The following is a 19,091-nucleotide window of genomic DNA, read 5'->3' on the forward strand; positions in this document are numbered from 1 at the left end:
GGAATAGGGAGGAATTGAAATGAAGAACAATATCAAGCAGAGAACCATCGCAATTCTGCTGGCATTGATCCAAATGGTCACAATGGTTATGCCGGCAAGCATCGCAATGGCGGAAGATGAGTATATATCTGGTGAAGTCAATCATATTGGCGATCGGCTCATTTACTATATGAAGGTGAAGATGAGCGAAACCATAAGAACCGACCTGGCTCAGAACAAATACTATATTGTTGTTGAACAGGACAATGATGGCGTTAAATCATACGCTTCAAGAAGTTTCTCCGATATTGCCGCAAATGGATTCCAGGGCTTTGATGATTTTGTTCATCGAAATGCAATGTGGCAGGAAATTCATTATGGACCGACAGAGACTGCAAGTTACCGTATTGCCATTGCCAAAATGGAGCAAAACAGTCTGGACAATATGATAGGTGCATTTGCTGCCCAGTATGAGACTTCCGGAAATGCAATCGGCAGTGATTTATATCATTGGGAACTCAATGGACAGGCACATAGTGATCTGGAAATTACTGAAGCAGAGAAATATGATGTAGAGGTTAATTTCCTGGACTACAGTGCGGATAATATTCCTGCGCCTGAGGTCGAAGGCAATTATTATCTGATCGCGATGGCTGTCGATAACTTTAATGCATCCACGATTGCAGCACTGGAAGGGACGCCCTATTGGTATATCAAAAAACTGGAGAACTATGCCGGAACAACCACACCGGATGTTATCAGTATTCCGGGATTCAGCAATCAATCCAATAACGGATATTATTTCAGCGAAAGCTATGTTGTCGGCAAACCATATGCGCTCATGACAGATGAGGAAAAAGAAAGCATTAAGGCCCGGCTGGTTCATACCACAGAAAATCTTTCTACCTATAATGATTTACATGGATGGGCGACAGGAAACAGTATTAATACCTATAATGAAGTAATCAACGGCAGTTTCCCGGATTATGATGTGCTGTTTTCTGAACCTGTATCGGATGGTGACGTTGAATACCGAATTGGATTCCAGCAGGGGACGGTAAAAGAGCTTGACGTGGTTCTGGAGTTTGATCCACCGGAAGGCAAGGCTGCGATTCCGGCAGGAGATTATTACATTGTACTGGAAGCCACAGCAAAAGACGGGGTTACCCATTATTACAAAACGATCGAGCTAACCACAGACGGCACGGAGGTCAAGACCATTATCCCCGCCGATGACAATTGGTCGGAAGGGCAGCATTATTCCCTGAACTGGCAGGGTGTAACCGCCAAAGTTATCAAGAAAAAAGATGGAGCAACAATTACGCCCGGCGGATACAAACCGCAGGACAACAGTTATACAGAAGCATATGTGATTAACAATTATACGTATACGTATTCCTATGTGGAAGAGGAAGATACGGCAAATCACAAACTCCTGATGGAGCATAAGATTACTCTGAAGTATAATCCGCTGGAAGATGCGCTGACTCCACTGCAGATTCTCGGACCCGGAATCAATTATGGCGTTACGGCAGAAAAATTCAACCATACGGGCCACATGCAGACCAATTTTGCAACGAACTATTATATCTGCCATGGCGATACAGACGTAAATGTCCAGCCGGACCTTGGCAACACAACCGGTTCTGTTGTTGCAGCCAATATTGAAGGCATGATGCATATGAACGCGCCAAGCGATGTGGTGCTGTTCATTGATAAATATGATGCGGACAAAGTGGATAACAAATTATCCAATGTCATCGTTGTTGAATCCACATCGGACCGGATTTCGGAATCCATCGTTGACCCGATTATCAATCACGGCGCGGCGATGTCTGAAATTCTGGCGGCAAAGGAAGCCACTTTTGCACCCAAGTCCAATGAGATTGATCTGACACAGTTCCCGGACGGTACGACTATCTATATCGATCCGGTCAATATCCGGAACTACTTTACCGGAGACGGTTCCGGGATAAAAATCCATATGCATCCCAATCAGGTTGTTGTCTGGAATATTCCGGGAGAAACCGTTAGTATTGGACAGATCCTGTATACCTATACGGACGGAATGAATTGGGCCAGCGAAGGCGAGGGCGGCGGCCGGGAACGCGTTGCCACACACAATGTTTTCAACATGCCGGATGCGACGACAGTTCGTCTGAATGAAGCATACGGTATGTTCCTGATTCCGCAGGAAAGTGCTCATACAACCGTTACTCAGTCCAGTGAAGGCTGGCTGATTACGGGCGGCGAATTTACAAGTCAAAGGCAGTCCAACGAATGGCACAGCAGGAACCGGTCCCTGACGATGTCGGTTGACGCTGACCTGAGCTTCGGAAAGACGGTGGACGAACAAGCACCGAAATCCGGAGATGTGTTTGAATTTGAACTGTATCAGTGGGATGAGAACGCGGACGACGATGCCGGAGATACACACTGGACAAAGGTTGCGACGCTGACGAACAGCGGCCCGTCCATGACATACTCTGTGCTGTATGATAGCGGAAACGGCGGACGTGTATTCAAAATCAAAGAAAAAGGGAAAGCGGAAAATGTTTCCAGTTCCTATTTCTATGATGAGTCGGAATACTATATTACTGTTGTTTACATGGGATATAGCAGTGTCGTTTATGCTGCATTCCCGCAGTATTATACGGATGCCGCCCATGCAATTGAGCGGTTCCGGAACAACGACATCAGCGGAGTACCCACTTCCACTTCCAATTTCAAAGGCCTGATCGATGCGACGGATGACGAGAATGCTATCAGCGCGATTACTTTCCACAACACAAAGAAAGATGCGAAATCCGCACAGCTTCAGGTCGAGAAGCACCTGAACTCCTGGGGTAACGCAACGGAATTCTCATTTATCCTGAAACAGGTACTCAACGATGGAAAGTACCCGCCGATGCCTAAGGATGCAAAGAATGCGAACGATATAACCTATGAGGAATATATTGCTCAGGATGAGCCGCTTCCCGAAGAAAACGGTACATTTACAAAGACGGTTACCATCAGCAAGAGCGAAGCACTGACGGCAAACTTCGGACTGATCAAATACAATGATGCCGGAGTATACAGGTATACAATCTCCGAAATCATTCCTGACGGTGCATTTGCAATTGACAACGAAGATTTCAATAACATTCTGGAAACAACATATGCGCAGGACAAATCATACAACTATTACTATGTCGACGGTACGGTGTATGACAATACAGGCATTCCGGTAACCGTTACAGTTGAGGAAGCAGATCCGGAACCCATCGTGACTGTTCAGTATGGTAATAATACAGGCGACAAATTCGCGGTATTTACCAATACATACCGGAAAGCAAGCACGGATCTGAAAGCCACAAAGACAATCATCGGCAAAAAGTTCAAATTCGATGGAACAGACAAGTGGACGTTTACAGTAACAGCTGTTGAAGATGGTAATTCGTCGAACAGCAATATCCCGATGCCGACCACTACATCTATTGAACTTCAGCCGGAGGATGGTACCTCGCTTGCTGAAATAGATTTCGGCACTATCGAGTATACGATCGATGACATCGGAAAGACGTATATCTATACAATTACCGAGACTGATAAAGACGGTAATCCGATCAAGGCAGAGGATATTACAGTTGCAATTACTGAAAACGCAGAAGACCATACATTGGTTGTGACCAGAACACCCGAAGAGAGTATTATATCCTTTGTCAACTTTGATGAAGGCAAAACCAGCATTAAAGTTGAAAAGATATGGGTGAACAGTCTTGGGCAAACAGTAACGCATGATACAGGTTCTGCCACAGTCCAGCTGATTGCAGTAAAAACCGAGGTAACCCCGCCTGAACCGACTGGTAATCTGCACGTTGAAGCCAACTGGACAAACAATCGTGAGCCGGCGAATGATGTCAGTATTGTTATATCAGTCGATGGAAACAATTCTGTGACTTTGAATTCCGCGAACAGCTGGAGCGGCGATTTCAGCGGACTGAAGGTGGGCACCCATACCCTGAAGGCGACAGTACAGGGAGAAAATGTAACAGTTACTCCGGAAGAAAAACAGATTGTTATCACAGAAGGACAGAACGCTGAGACTTTTGCGGCCACCTATGAGCCGCCGGTGATTAAAAAGGATCTGACTGTAAGCATTACCTGGGATGGTGGCGCTCCGGAGAACGACATAATCGCAAATGCCAGTGATGGATCATCTGTTACGCTGAACAGTGACAACGGATGGACCGGGGCGTTTGATAATATGGTGGTCGGTCAGGAATATACCGTAACACTGACAAAACCGACAGGTGTGGAATATACATCCGATAATCCCCAGAGCACAACAATACAAAACAGCGATGATAATGCTCTGGCATTTACAGGAACTTATACGCCGAATGCAGCAGAACTGGAAGTATCCATCAATTGGAACAATGTTCCGAGTGATGTAACTGTTCAGGTAACAGCTGTAAATACAGCCAATTCCAATGATGCCCACAGCATTACATTCAATGCTGACGGTAATACTCAGAACTGGAGTGAAACCATCACCGGCCTGACAGGGAATCAGACGTATACTGTTACTGCAAGCATTTCCGGTGACAATGCGGACAAAGCGACGATCTCTGACAATTCAAAGACCGTACAGGTTTCGCCTGGAACGAATAACGTCAGTTTCTCAGGGAATTATACGTCAGGTTCCCAGCCGACAGAGACGGCAGAACTGGAGGTGGCCATTACCTGGAACAATATCCCGAGCGATATTGCTGTTCAGATCACTGCTGTGAATACGGAAGATGCAAGCGATACAAAGACCATCACACTGTATCCGAACAACAGCAACAATTGGACCGGAACAATCAATGGCCTGACGGTAGGAAAGACCTACAGCGTATCTACGAGTATACAGGGTGGCAATGCTGGAAATGCAAGCATTTCCGATAGCCCGAAGACTGTTGCAATTGCTTCCGAGAACAACAACACCAGTTTTAACGGCACATATTCATCCTCAACGCCGGGGAATGCATCGATACCGGTTACCATCAACTGGGATAACGAACCCAGCGATGTTGAAGTGACAGTAACGGCGGTTACCAGTAACGGTGGAAGTAATTCCAAGTCAATCACGATTACTGGAACAGGCACAACCTGGCAAGGAACAATTGATGGCTTAGAGGTGAATACAAATTACGAGATTACATATACCATTTCAGGAACGAATGCCTCTAATGCTTCGCTTTCACCGAATACTCCACAATATGTAAATTCGGGTTCCGGTCTTACGTATACAGGAACGTATACAAGTGCTGAACCGATTCCTGAAGGGAAAATCCGGATAAAAATATACAAACAGACAACGCATCAGTCCGGTAATGACAAAGAGCTTCTTAACACTGCAGTTTTGGATACCGGAGATGTAATCGTTACAGTAACATTGAAAGGGAACTCTTTCTCTGCCGGCTACAACACAGAGCCATCAGTGGAAGGAGGCAATGGAAACACGCCGGCTCTGACTGTAGATGGTCCTGTTGATATTCAAATTCCATTGACCTTTACTGAATCCAGGGAGTATTCGATAACATTCTATTCCGGTTGGAGTATTGATAATATTGTCAATGCAACAGTGGCTCAAGCGACTTCCAATAACGGAGCTATCAGAAAGTTTAATACTACGATACGTTATATTGCGGGAAATGGTATTGCTGATATTCGGTTCACGAAAACACGCGGGCAGATTCAGATTAAAGAAGGCCTTAAACAGCTAAGCGAGATTGTCGGAAATATTAGCGAAGGTGATTATTTCCTGTATGGCGAACCGTTTACGCTCCAGCATTCTGATGATCCGGAAGGTGAAGACTGGGAGCATACATGGCCGGATCTGCCGGAATACATACTGGAAGAAAATGAAGACGGGACAACAACCATATACAAACTAACATATTATGTTATTGAAACAACAGCAACGGGTGTCGTTTCGAATACGTATTCCTATCCTGAAGGCAATGTAGTTATCACAAACAAAGAGAAGACCGGGGAAAAAACCAGGCACGACAAGGTGACAGTGAACAAGCAGGATGAGGCTGGGAGCTCGCTGCCTGGCGCGACGTTCAATCTGTACTCTAACTCGGCATGCACGACGTCTGTAAAGGAATATACCGGCGAAAGCTTTGATATTAAGACCGAGGATCTGACGTCATACCTGCCTACAGCAAACGGTGGCGAAGTAATGCTGTACCTGAAGGAGACGGATGCACCGGACGGATATTTGCTGGATGAAACAGTTCATAATGTTGTCATTACAAAAACAATTAGTGAGCCGACGTATGACGAGAATGAAGATGCGTTTATCGTTACGACTGCATACACGATGACGATTGATAGCGAGAAAACGATTGATCTGACGAATACGGAGGAATCGCTGGGCGAGATCACGCTGACGAAGAAGAACAGTGCGAAGACGAAGGCGCTGGAAGGTGCGGAGTTTGACCTGTACCGTGTGAAGACGGGCGAAGAGACAGCCGACGTCAAGATCAACACAGACGGGAAACTGACGACAAATGCAGACGGCCAGATCATCGTAGGCGACCTGGAGCCTGGTGACTACTACTTCATCGAGACGAAGGCTCCCGACGGTTATGTGGCTGTGCCTGAAGGCGGAATCAAGAGCAGCGTGGAGACGATTGCTGCGGGGCAGAGCACAATGCCGACAGCGACAGTCGAGATGACCAATAATGAAGAAGGTAAGGGTCAGATCACGCTGACGAAGAAGAACAGTGCGAAGACGAAGGCGCTGGAAGGTGCGGAGTTTGACCTGTACCGTGTGAAGACGGGCGAAGAGACAGCTGACGTCAAGATCAACACAGACGGGAAACTGACGACAAATGCAGACGGCCAGATCATCGTAGGCGACCTGGAGCCTGGTGACTACTACTTCATCGAGACGAAGGCTCCCGACGGTTATGTGGCTGTGCCTGAAGGCGGAATCAAGAGCAGCGTGGAGACGATTGCTGCGGGGCAGAGCACAATGCCGACAGCGACAGTCGAGATGACGAACGCGGAAGAGGCGAAGGGTCAGATCACGCTGACGAAGAAGAACAGTGCGAAGACGAAGGCGCTGGAAGGTGCGGAGTTTGACCTGTACCGTGTGAAGACGGGCGAAGAGACAGCCGACGTCAAGATCAACACAGACGGGAAACTGACGACAAATGCAGACGGCCAGATCATCGTAGGCGACCTGGAGCCTGGTGACTACTACTTCATCGAGACGAAGGCTCCCGACGGTTATGTGGCTGTGCCTGAAGGCGGAATCAAGAGCAGCGTGGAGACGATTCTTTGCGGGGCAGAGCACAATGCCGACAGCGACAGTCGAGATGACCAATAATGAAGAAGGTAAGGGTCAGATCACGCTGACGAAGAAGAACAGTGCGAAGACGAAGGCGCTGGAAGGTGCGGAGTTTGACCTGTACCGTGTGAAGACGGGCGAAGAGACAGCTGACGTCAAGATCAACACAGACGGGAAACTGACGACAAATGCAGACGGCCAGATCATCGTAGGCGACCTGGAGCCTGGTGACTACTACTTCATCGAGACGAAGGCTCCCGACGGTTATGTGGCTGTGCCTGAAGGCGGAATCAAGAGCAGCGTGGAGACGATTGCTGCGGGGCAGAGCACAATGCCGACAGCGACAGTCGAGATGACCAATAATGAAGAAGGTAAGGGTCAGATCACGCTGACGAAGAAGAACAGTGCGAAGACGAAGGCGCTGGAAGGTGCGGAGTTTGACCTGTACCGTGTGAAGACGGGCGAAGAGACAGCCGACGTCAAGATCAACACAGACGGGAAACTGACGACAAATGCAGACGGCCAGATCATCGTAGGCGACCTGGAGCCTGGTGACTACTACTTCATCGAGACGAAGGCTCCCGACGGTTATGTGGCTGTGCCTGAAGGCGGAATCAAGAGCAGCGTGGAGACGATTGCTGCGGGGCAGAGCACAATGCCGACAGCGACAGTCGAGATGACCAATAATGAAGAAGGTAAGGGTCAGATCACGCTGACGAAGAAGAACAGTGCGAAGACGAAGGCGCTGGAAGGTGCGGAGTTTGACCTGTACCGTGTGAAGACGGGCGAAGAGACAGCTGACGTCAAGATCAACACAGACGGGAAACTGACGACAAATGCAGACGGCCAGATCATCGTAGGCGACCTGGAGCCTGGTGACTACTACTTCATCGAGACGAAGGCTCCCGACGGTTATGTGGCTGTGCCTGAAGGCGGAATCAAGAGCAGCGTGGAGACGATTGCTGCGGGGCAGAGCACAATGCCGACAGCGACAGTCGAGATGACGAACGCGGAAGAGGCGAAGGGTCAGATCACGCTGACGAAGAAGAACAGTGCGAAGACGAAGGCGCTGGAAGGTGCGGAGTTTGACCTGTACCGTGTGAAGACGGGCGAAGAGACAGCTGACGTCAAGATCAACACAGACGGGAAACTGACGACAAATGCAGACGGCCAGATCATCGTAGGCGACCTGGAGCCCGGTGACTACTACTTCATCGAGACGAAGGCTCCCGACGGTTATGTGGCTGTGCCTGAAGGCGGAATCAAAGAGCGCGTGGAGACGATTCTTTGCGGGGCAGAGCACAATGCCGACAGCGACAGTCGAGATGACCAATAATGAAGAAGGTAAGGGTCAGATCACGCTGACGAAGAAGAACGGTGCGAAGACGAAGGCGCTGGAAGGTGCGGAGTTTGACCTGTACCGTGTGAAGACGGGCGAAGAGACAGCTGACGTCAAGATCAACACAGACGGGAAACTGACGACAAATGCAGACGGCCAGATCATCGTAGGCGACCTGGAGCCTGGTGACTACTACTTCATCGAGACGAAGGCTCCCGACGGTTATGTGGCTGTGCCTGAAGGCGGAATCAAGAGCAGCGTGGAGACGATTGCTGCGGGGCAGAGCACAATGCCGACAGCGACAGTCGAGATGACCAATAATGAAGAAGGTAAGGGTCAGATCACGCTGACGAAGAAGAACGATGCGAAGACGAAGGCGCTGGAAGGTGCGGAGTTTGACCTGTACCGTGTGAAGACGGGCGAAGAGACAGCTGACGTCAAGATCAACACAGACGGGAAACTGACGACAAATGCAGACGGCCAGATCATCGTAGGCGACCTGGAGCCTGGTGACTACTACTTCATCGAGACGAAGGCTCCCGACGGTTATGTGGCTGTGCCTGAAGGCGGAATCAAGAGCAGGGTGGAGACGATTGCTGCGGGGCAGAGCACAATGCCGACAGCGACAGTCGAGATGACCAATAATGAAGAAGGTAAGGGTCAGATCACGCTGACGAAGAAGAACAGTGCGAAGACGAAGGCGCTGGAAGGTGCGGAGTTTGACCTGTACCGTGTGAAGACGGGCGAAGAGACAGCCGACGTCAAGATCAACACAGACGGGAAACTGACGACAAATGCAGACGGCCAGATCATCGTAGGCGACCTGGAGCCCGGTGACTACTACTTCATCGAGACGAAGGCTCCCGACGGTTATGTGGCTGTGCCTGAAGGCGGAATCAAGAGCAGCGTGGAGACGATTCTTTGCGGGGCAGAGCACAATGCCGACAGCGACAGTCGAGATGACCAATAATGAAGAAGGTAAGGGTCAGATCACGCTGACGAAGAAGAACAGTGCGAAGACGAAGGCGCTGGAAGGTGCGGAGTTTGACCTGTACCGTGTGAAGACGGGCGAAGAGACAGCCGACGTCAAGATCAACACAGACGGGAAACTGACGACAAATGCAGACGGCCAGATCATCGTAGGCGACCTGGAGCCTGGTGACTACTACTTCATCGAGACGAAGGCTCCCGACGGTTATGTGGCTGTGCCTGAAGGCGGAATCAAGAGCAGCGTGGAGACGATTGCTGCGGGGCAGAGCACAATGCCGACAGCGACAGTCGAGATGACGAACGCGGAAGAGGCGAAGGGTCAGATCACGCTGACGAAGAAGAACAGTGCGAAGACGAAGGCGCTGGAAGGTGCGGAGTTTGACCTGTACCGTGTGAAGACGGGCGAAGAGACAGCCGACGTCAAGATCAACACAGACGGGAAACTGACGACAAATGCAGACGGCCAGATCATCGTAGGCGACCTGGAGCCCGGTGACTACTACTTCATCGAGACGAAGGCTCCCGACGGTTATGTGGCTGTGCCTGAAGGCGGAATCAAGAGCAGCGTGGAGACGATTGCTGCGGGGCAGAGCACAATGCCGACAGCGACAGTCGAGATGACCAATAATGAAGAAGGTAAGGGTCAGATCACGCTGACGAAGAAGAACAGTGCGAAGACGAAGGCGCTGGAAGGTGCGGAGTTTGACCTGTACCGTGTGAAGACGGGCGAAGAGACAGCTGACGTCAAGATCAACACAGACGGGAAACTGACGACAAATGCAGACGGCCAGATCATCGTAGGCGACCTGGAGCCTGGTGACTACTACTTCATCGAGACGAAGGCTCCCGACGGTTATGTGGCTGTGCCTGAAGGCGGAATCAAGAGCAGCGTGGAGACGATTGCTGCGGGGCAGAGCACAATGCCGACAGCGACAGTCGAGATGACGAACGCGGAAGAGGCGAAGGGTCAGATCACGCTGACGAAGAAGAACAGTGCGAAGACGAAGGCGCTGGAAGGTGCGGAGTTTGACCTGTACCGTGTGAAGACGGGCGAAGAGACAGCCGACGTCAAGATCAACACAGACGGGAAACTGACGACAAATGCAGACGGCCAGATCATCGTAGGCGACCTGGAGCCTGGTGACTACTACTTCATCGAGACGAAGGCTCCCGACGGTTATGTGGCTGTGCCTGAAGGCGGAATCAAGAGCAGCGTGGAGACGATTCTTTGCGGGGCAGAGCACAATGCCGACAGCGACAGTCGAGATGACCAATAATGAAGAAGGTAAGGGTCAGATCACGCTGACGAAGAAGAACAGTGCGAAGACGAAGGCGCTGGAAGGTGCGGAGTTTGACCTGTACCGTGTGAAGACGGGCGAAGAGACAGCTGACGTCAAGATCAACACAGACGGGAAACTGACGACAAATGCAGACGGCCAGATCATCGTAGGCGACCTGGAGCCTGGTGACTACTACTTCATCGAGACGAAGGCTCCCGACGGTTATGTGGCTGTGCCTGAAGGCGGAATCAAGAGCAGCGTGGAGACGATTGCTGCGGGGCAGAGCACAATGCCGACAGCGACAGTCGAGATGACGAACGCGGAAGAGGCGAAGGGTCAGATCACGCTGACGAAGAAGAACAGTGCGAAGACGAAGGCGCTGGAAGGTGCGGAGTTTGACCTGTACCGTGTGAAGACGGGCGAAGAGACAGCCGACGTCAAGATCAACACAGACGGGAAACTGACGACAAATGCAGACGGCCAGATCATCGTAGGCGACCTGGAGCCTGGTGACTACTACTTCATCGAGACGAAGGCTCCCGACGGTTATGTGGCTGTGCCTGAAGGCGGAATCAAGAGCAGCGTGGAGACGATTGCTGCGGGGCAGAGCACAATGCCGACAGCGACAGTCGAGATGACCAATAATGAAGAAGGTAAGGGTCAGATCACGCTGACGAAGAAGAACAGTGCGAAGACGAAGGCGCTGGAAGGTGCGGAGTTTGACCTGTACCGTGTGAAGACGGGCGAAGAGACAGCTGACGTCAAGATCAACACAGACGGGAAACTGACGACAAATGCAGACGGCCAGATCATCGTAGGCGACCTGGAGCCCGGTGACTACTACTTCATCGAGACGAAGGCTCCCGACGGTTATGTGGCTGTGCCTGAAGGCGGAATCAAGAGCAGCGTGGAGACGATTGCTGCGGGGCAGAGCACAATGCCGACAGCGACAGTCGAGATGACCAATAATGAAGAAGGTAAGGGTCAGATCACGCTGACGAAGAAGAACGGTGCGAAGACGAAGGCGCTGGAAGGTGCGGAGTTTGACCTGTACCGTGTGAAGACGGGCGAAGAGACAGCTGACGTCAAGATCAACACAGACGGGAAACTGACGACAAATGCAGACGGCCAGATCATCGTAGGCGACCTGGAGCCTGGTGACTACTACTTCATCGAGACGAAGGCTCCCGACGGTTATGTGGCTGTGCCTGAAGGCGGAATCAAGAGCAGCGTGGAGACGATTGCTGCGGGGCAGAGCACAATGCCGACAGCGACAGTCGAGATGACCAATAATGAAGAAGGTAAGGGTCAGATCACGCTGACGAAGAAGAACGATGCGAAGACGAAGGCGCTGGAAGGTGCGGAGTTTGACCTGTACCGTGTGAAGACGGGCGAAGAGACAGCTGACGTCAAGATCAACACAGACGGGAAACTGACGACAAATGCAGACGGCCAGATCATCGTAGGCGACCTGGAGCCTGGTGACTACTACTTCATCGAGACGAAGGCTCCCGACGGTTATGTGGCTGTGCCTGAAGGCGGAATCAAGAGCAGCGTGGAGACGATTGCTGCGGGGCAGAGCACAATGCCGACAGCGACAGTCGAGATGACCAATAATGAAGAAGGTAAGGGTCAGATCACGCTGACGAAGAAGAACAGTGCGAAGACGAAGGCGCTGGAAGGTGCGGAGTTTGACCTGTACCGTGTGAAGACGAGCGAAGAGACAGCCGACGTCAAGATCAACACAGACGGGAAACTGACGACAAATGCAGACGGCCAGATCATCGTAGGCGACCTGGAGCCTGGTGACTACTACTTCATCGAGACGAAGGCTCCCGACGGTTATGTGGCTGTGCCTGAAGGCGGAATCAAGAGCAGCGTGGAGACGATTGCTGCGGGGCAGAGCACAATGCCGACAGCGACAGTCGAGATGACCAATAATGAAGAAGGTAAGGGTCAGATCACGCTGACGAAGAAGAACAGTGCGAAGACGAAGGCGCTGGAAGGTGCGGAGTTTGACCTGTACCGTGTGAAGACGGGCGAAGAGACAGCCGACGTCAAGATCAACACAGACGGGAAACTGACGACAAATGCAGACGGCCAGATCATCGTAGGCGACCTGGAGCCTGGTGACTACTACTTCATCGAGACGAAGGCTCCCGACGGTTATGTGGCTGTGCCTGAAGGCGGAATCAAGAGCAGCGTGGAGACGATTGCTGCGGGGCAGAGCACAATGCCGACAGCGACAGTCGAGATGACCAATAATGAAGAAGGTAAGGGTCAGATCACGCTGACGAAGAAGAACGGTGCGAAGACGAAGGCGCTGGAAGGTGCGGAGTTTGACCTGTACCGTGTGAAGACGGGCGAAGAGACAGCCGACGTCAAGATCAACACAGACGGGAAACTGACGACAAATGCAGACGGCCAGATCATCGTAGGCGACCTGGAGCCTGGTGACTACTACTTCATCGAGACGAAGGCTCCCGACGGTTATGTGGCTGTGCCTGAAGGCGGAATCAAGAGCAGCGTGGAGACGATTGCTGCGGGGCAGAGCACAATGCCGACAGCGACAGTCGAGATGACCAATAATGAAGAAGGTAAGGGTCAGATCACGCTGACGAAGAAGAACGGTGCGAAGACGAAGGCGCTGGAAGGTGCGGAGTTTGACCTGTACCGTGTGAAGACGGGCGAAGAGACAGCTGACGTCAAGATCAACACAGACGGGAAACTGACGACAAATGCAGACGGCCAGATCATCGTAGGCGACCTGGAGCCTGGTGACTACTACTTCATCGAGACGAAGGCTCCCGACGGTTATGTGGCTGTGCCTGAAGGCGGAATCAAGAGCAGCGTGGAGACGATTGCTGCGGGGCAGAGCACAATGCCGACAGCGACAGTCGAGATGACGAACGCGGAAGAGGCGAAGGGTCAGATCACGCTGACGAAGAAGAACAGTGCGAAGACGAAGGCGCTGGAAGGTGCGGAGTTTGACCTGTACCGTGTGAAGACGGGCGAAGAGACAGCCGACGTCAAGATCAACACAGACGGGAAACTGACGACAAATGCAGACGGCCAGATCATCGTAGGCGACCTGGAGCCTGGTGACTACTACTTCATCGAGACGAAGGCTCCCGACGGTTATGTGGCTGTGCCTGAAGGCGGAATCAAGAGCAGCGTGGAGACGATTCTTTGCGGGGCAGAGCACAATGCCGACAGCGACAGTCGAGATGACCAATAATGAAGAAGGTAAGGGTCAGATCACGCTGACGAAGAAGAACAGTGCGAAGACGAAGGCGCTGGAAGGTGCGGAGTTTGACCTGTACCGTGTGAAGACGGGCGAAGAGACAGCTGACGTCAAGATCAACACAGACGGGAAACTGACGACAAATGCAGACGGCCAGATCATCGTAGGCGACCTGGAGCCTGGTGACTACTACTTCATCGAGACGAAGGCTCCCGACGGTTATGTGGCTGTGCCTGAAGGCGGAATCAAGAGCAGCGTGGAGACGATTGCTGCGGGGCAGAGCACAATGCCGACAGCGACAGTCGAGATGACCAATAATGAAGAAGGTAAGGGTCAGATCACGCTGACGAAGAAGAACAGTGCGAAGACGAAGGCGCTGGAAGGTGCGGAGTTTGACCTGTACCGTGTGAAGACGGGCGAAGAGACAGCCGACGTCAAGATCAACACAGACGGGAAACTGACGACAAATGCAGACGGCCAGATCATCGTAGGCGACCTGGAGCCCGGTGACTACTACTTCATCGAGACGAAGGCTCCCGACGGTTATGTGGCTGTGCCTGAAGGCGGAATCAAGAGCAGCGTGGAGACGATTGCTGCGGGGCAGAGCACAATGCCGACAGCGACAGTCGAGATGACGAACGCGGAAGAGGCGAAGGGTCAGATCACGCTGACGAAACTTGACAAAGACGATAATACTAAGAAGCTTTCAGGTGCCAAATTTGACTTGTATCGAGTAAAGACCGGTTCTGAAACTGAAGATAAGAAGATTAATACAAAAGAATTAGTAACCGATAAAAATGGTGAAATCACTGTAACAGATTTGGAACCGGGCACATACTACTTTGTTGAGATCGCTGCTCCTGAAAACTATGTCACGCCAAGTGGAGAAGACGCAAAAACAGATACACGGATCGTGGAAGCTGGCAAAGCAACTCTGGACCCGCTGACGGTTAGCGTGGAAAACACTCATAAGGTTGGTGACCTTGTAGTTAGCAAGACAGTGGTCAGTGATGCTGCTGCCGATAAGGATCAGAAGTTCATATTCACAATCGAACTGAGCGACAAGACAATCGAAGGTAAATATGGCGATATGACCTTCGATAAGGGTGTAGCAAAAGTTGAACTTAAGGGCGGAGAAAACGCGAAGGCTGAAAAACTGCCTGTGGGTACTGAATGGAAGATCACTGAAGCGGCAGATGACAACTTTGATCAGGACAAGAACGAAGAGACCGGAAAGATTGTCGAAGATGGCTGCAATGTAGAATTCACGAATACCCGGAAGACGGGAGACCTGGAAGTCAGCAAGACTGTCGTCAGCGACGCCGCTGCCGATGCGGATCAGAAGTTCACATTCACGATTAAGCTAAGCGACGAGACAATCTCTGGCACATACGGCGACATGACCTTCGAGAAGGGCATTGCAACCGTTGAACTGAAGGGCGGCGAAAACGCAACCGCGAAGGGACTACCGACTGCCATCGACTACACAGTTACCGAAGCAGTTGATGAAAACTTCACCGTGGAAAAGACCGGCGATACGGGAACGATTGTTGAAGCTGGCTGTGAAGCGGCATTCACGAACGCCCGGAAGACCGGCGACCTGACCGTCAGCAAGACTGTCGTCAGCGACGCCGCTGCCGATGCGGATCAGAAGTTCACATTCACGATTAAGCTAAGCGACGAGACAATCTCTGGCACATACGGCGACATGACCTTCGAGAAGGGCATTGCAACCGTTGAACTGAAGGGCGGCGAAAACGCAACCGCGAAGGGACTACCGACTGCCATCGACTACACAGTTACCGAAGCAGTTGATGAAAACTTCACCGTGGAAAAGACCGGCGATACGGGAACGATAGTTGAAGCTGGCTGTGAAGCGGCATTCACGAACGCCCGGAAGACCGGCGACCTGAAGATCAGCAAGGAAGTCGTCAGCGATGCGGCTGCCGATGCAGAGCAGAAGTTCACATTCACAATTGAACTAAGCGACAAGACGATCTCCGGCACATACGGCGACATGACCTTTGAGAAGGGCGTTGCAACCGTTGAGCTGAAGGGAGGCGAAAGCACAACCGCGAAGGGACTGCCGACTGGAATCGACTACACGGTCACTGAAGCGGTCGATGAGAACTTCAAAGTGACGAAGACCGGGGATACCGGCACGATTGATGAAGCCGGTTGTGAAGCGGCCTTCACCAATACACGGACGACCGGAGACCTGGAAATCAGCAAGACCGTGGTAAGCTTCATTGCAGCCGATGCGGACCAGAAGTTCACATTCACCATTGAACTGAGCGACAAGACCATCAGCGGTACATACGGTGATATGACCTTTGAGAAGGGCATTGCAACCGTTGAGCTGAAGGGCGGCGAAAGCGCAACCGCAGAAGGCCTGCCGACCGGGATTGATTACCAGGTAACAGAGGCAACGGAAGAAGCCTTCAATACTGAAAAAACCGGAGATACCGGAACAATTGATGAAGCCGGATGCACTGCGGCATTCACGAACACCCGGAAAACTGCAAATGTCAAAGTGAGCAAGGTGGACGTTGCGAGCGGCGAAGAACTGGAAGGCGCAACCATCCAGATTCTGCGGAAAGCAACGGAAGAGGATGCTGCAGACGAAAAAACAAAGTACGCGGACGAAACGAAGACGCTGGTGATCGTTGAAGAGTGGGTTTCCTCGGACGAGGCGCATGAGATCGAAGGATTGCTGACCGATACCGAGTACACGCTGCGGGAGACCGTGGCACCGGACGGATATACCGTTACGGTGGACACCACCTTCACGATTGATGAGACCGGTAAGGTAACGTCCACAGGCACGGTAAGCGAGGACGGCGTACTGCTGGTGGAAGATGCAATGACCCGCATCCGGGTGAGCAAGGTCGACGCCGCAAACGGCGAAGAGCTGGAAGGAGCGACGATCCAGATCCTGCGGAAAGCAACGGAAGAGGACGCGGCAGACAAGAACACGAAGTACGCGGACGAAGCGAAGACTCTGGTGATTGTGGAAGAATGGGTCTCCGAAACTGAAGCGCATGTAGTCGAAGGCCTGCTGACCGATACCGAATATATCCTGCGTGAGACAGTGGCTCCGCATGGATATGATGTTACGACAGACACCATGTTCATCATTGATGAAACTGGCAAAGTAACATCGACCGGCACAATAAGCGAAGACGGCGTCCTGCTGGTGGAAGACGACATGTTCCTGGTATGCGCCGCGGTGAAGAAGGTATGGAACGACGAAGAGAACCGCGACGGCAGGCGGCCGCTGAAGGTGACCGTGGACCTGCTGGCCAACGGTACGGTGGTCCGGACCATAGACTTGACAGCAGAAAACCACTGGATGGCTGTGGCAGATAAGCTGCCCATGGTGGACAAGGCCCTGAAGACGATCGAGTATACCTGGGCGGAGCATGAGCCGGGCAATGGTTATAAGTTGACCGGCAATGTGAAGAACGGGACACTGACGACCCTGACCAACAGCCGCGACGTGGAACTGACCGAGGTCAGCGTAGAAAAGAAGTGGAACGACAACGGCAACGCTTCCAACATGCGGCCGGATAAGATCCGCGTGCAGCTGTACGCAGACGGTGAGGCCTGCGGCGAAGAGGTAGTGCTGAATGCCGGAAACGGCTGGAAGCATACCTGGACCGGGCTGAAGAAGAACTGCAACAAGACCGCGATTGCCTACACGGTGGAAGAACTGGAAGTGCCGGAAGGCTATCAGGTATCGAAGAGCGGAAACGCGGCAGCCGGGTATGTACTGACCAACACGCTCGAAACTGGCAGCCTGGTGATCCGGAAGACGTTTGACATCGAGGAAATCGAACCGGAAGAAGAACCGGAAACTGAGCTGATCGATATCAATGTGAAAAAGGTATGGAACGACAGCGATGACCAGGACGGCATCCGTCCGGAAAGCATTACGGTCCACCTGCTGGCCGGCGGCGAGATGATCGATACAGTTCAGCTGAAGGCGACGACCGGCTGGAAGTACACCTTCAAAGACCTTCCGAAGACAGTACGCGGAAACCGGATTTCCTACTCCGTAACGGAAGATCCGGTGCCGGGTTACACCTGCGAAGTACACGGATACACGATCCGGAATACCCACAAACCGGAGGAAACCAATGTATCTGTACGGAAGGTATGGGATGACAGGAATAATGCCCTGGGTATCCGCCCGACCAGTATCCGGATGACACTCAGCAACGGAACCAATGTACTGCTGAGCGAAGCAAACGGATGGCAGGCGACGATCACCGGACTGCCGAAACGTATGAGCGGTGAGGAAATCAATTATACCTGGGTTGAGCAGGAAGTTGTCGGATACCGGCAGGAGAGCAAGACGGTACAGGGCAGCGTAACGACATTTACGAATACGCCGACTGATGTACCGAACGTACCGGAAGGAATGAAGAAACCGAAGCTTCCGGGCGGAGAGTGGGCATTCTTCGAGGAGTATCAGACCGCCCTGGGTGTCGAGACGATCATTAACCACGTGGGCGACTGCTTCGACTAAGCAGCAGTCCCGAGGTATTAAAACAATCCTGCAAAAACGCCCGCAAGGGCGTTTTTGTTATGAAAAGCGGGAAAAGGAGCGGAATACACCGGGCAAATGCCGGACATGCAGTGCTGCGATTTATATGTAAAAGGGGAGTGCATATCCGGATCCACGGACAGACAGGGGCGCATCCGTCCGGAGAAAAAGCCGGCGCAGGGGTCCGGGAAACTGAGGTAATAATCCGGATAGTTACATTGGATCGATTCCATGTAACGGTGAAATGGGCAATGGGCTGAGAAAAATAGTATGAATGTAACCGAACATGTAACCAAAACAGAAAAAATGTATGGCATCAAAGATAAAAAGAACCCAGGATGTAACCGTTTTGCATACCGAATATCAAGAAAGAGTGGGCA

General features: G+C 51.7%; 6 protein-coding genes. All 6 read left to right on the forward strand.

The genetic code is table 11. From position 1 onward, the window contains the following. The first annotated feature begins 19 nt into the window (after positions 1 to 19). From JNO48_13300 to JNO48_13325, 6 genes are read left to right on the forward strand one after another with little or no spacing between them, the layout of a single operon-like run. Positions 20 to 7,348, forward strand: a complete 7,329-nt coding sequence (locus JNO48_13300) for a hypothetical protein (GenBank protein QTE68145.1) — start codon at positions 20 to 22, stop codon at positions 7,346 to 7,348. Beyond that, positions 7,317 to 8,645 carry a hypothetical protein gene (locus JNO48_13305; GenBank protein ID QTE68146.1) on the forward strand — a complete coding sequence of 443 codons (1,329 nt, stop codon included), beginning with the start codon at positions 7,317 to 7,319 and terminating at the stop codon, positions 8,643 to 8,645. The genes JNO48_13300 and JNO48_13305 overlap by 32 nt, the downstream gene beginning before the upstream one ends. Beyond that, positions 8,614 to 9,618, forward strand: a complete 1,005-nt coding sequence (locus JNO48_13310; protein QTE68147.1) for a hypothetical protein — start codon at positions 8,614 to 8,616, stop codon at positions 9,616 to 9,618. The genes JNO48_13305 and JNO48_13310 overlap by 32 nt, the downstream gene beginning before the upstream one ends. Continuing rightward, positions 9,587 to 10,915 carry a hypothetical protein gene (locus JNO48_13315; GenBank protein QTE68148.1) on the forward strand — a complete coding sequence of 443 codons (1,329 nt, stop codon included), beginning with the start codon at positions 9,587 to 9,589 and terminating at the stop codon, positions 10,913 to 10,915. The genes JNO48_13310 and JNO48_13315 overlap by 32 nt, the downstream gene beginning before the upstream one ends. Continuing rightward, entirely contained in the window at positions 10,884 to 14,156 is a 3,273-nt protein-coding gene (locus tag JNO48_13320; protein QTE68149.1) for a hypothetical protein, read from the forward strand. Before JNO48_13315 ends, JNO48_13320 begins: the two co-directional genes overlap by 32 nt. Further along, complete coding sequence (locus tag JNO48_13325) at positions 14,125 to 18,693, forward strand: Cna B-type domain-containing protein (protein ID QTE68150.1); 4,569 nt, start codon at positions 14,125 to 14,127, stop codon at positions 18,691 to 18,693. Before JNO48_13320 ends, JNO48_13325 begins: the two co-directional genes overlap by 32 nt. Positions 18,694 to 19,091 lie beyond the last annotated feature (398 nt).

It is taken from the genome of Clostridiales bacterium (genome assembly GCA_017569285.1).
Lineage (GTDB): Bacteria > Bacillota > Clostridia > Christensenellales > Aristaeellaceae > Aristaeella.